At 75.8% G+C, this 1387-nt stretch carries 1 protein-coding gene; it reads right to left on the bottom strand.

What is annotated here, in order from left to right:
- Positions 1–229: 229 nt before the first annotated feature.
- The coding region (locus PROKR_RS07400; RefSeq protein ID WP_051432758.1) for an FAD-binding oxidoreductase at positions 230–1387 on the bottom strand (1158 nt) is incomplete at its 5' end.

Below are 1387 nucleotides of genomic sequence, written 5' to 3'. Positions count from 1 at the left end.
CTCGTCGGCGCCCCGGTGGACCCGGACGTCGGCGCCCCGGGCGCGCAGCCGCTCGACCGCGACACGCGCGCTGTCGACGCCCACGCCGTGCCCCGAGGCGGGGTTCACGAGCACCGCGATGTGCCCGGCCTGATCGGTCATGCGCGCAACCTACCGGAGGCGTTGGAGCCGCAGGTCACCCCGGTGGTCCGTACGTCCGACACGTGGGTGGGTCGGGTGGGGCGCGCGGTCATCCGAGCAGCGCGCCGGGGTTCATGATCCCGGCCGGGTCCAGCTCGGCCCGCACCGCGCGGAGCATCCGCAGGCCGGTCGCGCCGATCTCCCGCTCCAGCCAGGGCGCGTGGTCCGCGCCGACGCCGTGGTGGTGGCTGATGGTGCCGCCCGTCGCCATGATCGCGTCGTTCACCCCGGCCTTGACCCGCTCCCAGGGCTCCAGCGGGTCGGCGCCGAGGCCCGCGATCACCGTGAAGTAGAGCGACGCGCCCGTCGGGTAGACGTGCGAGATGTGGCACAGGATGCGGTTCCTCGCGTGCTCCCGGTCGAACCCGTCGGCGAGCGCGGCGGTGACCGCCGCCTTGAGCGCGGCCAGGTTCGACCAGGTCGTGGCGGTCTCCAGCGTCTCGCAGAACACGCCCGCGCCGAGCAGGGCGTCGCGCAGGTAGGGCGCCTTGAACCGCCCGTGGTCCCAGGACTCGACGAGCTTCTCGGCAGCACGCCGCCCGCCTGCCTCGCGCAGCACGCGCGTGGTGGCCTCGCGGCGGGCGGCGGCCAGGTCGGCGGGCCCCTCGTGCAGCACGACGGCGGAGCAGCCCCGCGTCAGCGCCTTGCCGATGTTGCCGACCTGGGCCAGCGAGACGGCCGTCTCCTCCTCGTCGGACAGGCGGATCACCGTGGGCCCGGTGCCGAGCTGCGCGACGCGGCGCAGGCCGTCCGCGCCGGCGGCGAAGTCGCGGAACGTCCACGCGTCCATGAGCCGGGCCTCCGGCGTGGGGTGCACGCGCACCCGCACCTGCGTGATGACGCCGAACCTGCCCTCCGAGCCGAGGAACCAGCGCAGCAGGTCCGGCCCGGCCGCCGAGCCGGGCGCCCGGCCCAGGTCGAGGGTGCCCGTGGGGGTGACCACCCGCAGGCCCGTGACCATGGCGTCGAACCGCCCGTAGCCTGCCGAGTTCTGGCCCGAGGAGCGCATGGCCGCGAACCCCCCGAGCGTGGCGAACTCGAAGCTCTGCGGGAAGTGCCCGAGCTCGAACCCGTGCGCGGCCAGCGCGGCCTCGGCGGCGGGCGCCGTCGTTCCCGCGTGGAAGGTCGCCTCGTGGGCGACGTCGTCCAGCGCGACCAGCCCGCTCAGCCGCCGCAGGTCGAGGCTGACGACGCCGCGGTGCGCCCC

The sequence above is a fragment of the Promicromonospora kroppenstedtii DSM 19349 genome (assembly GCF_000515355.1).
Classification (GTDB): Bacteria; Actinomycetota; Actinomycetes; order Actinomycetales; family Cellulomonadaceae; genus Promicromonospora; species Promicromonospora kroppenstedtii.
Note: the sequence above shows the minus strand (reverse complement) of the source record. Positions and strands in the feature narration are given on the sequence as shown.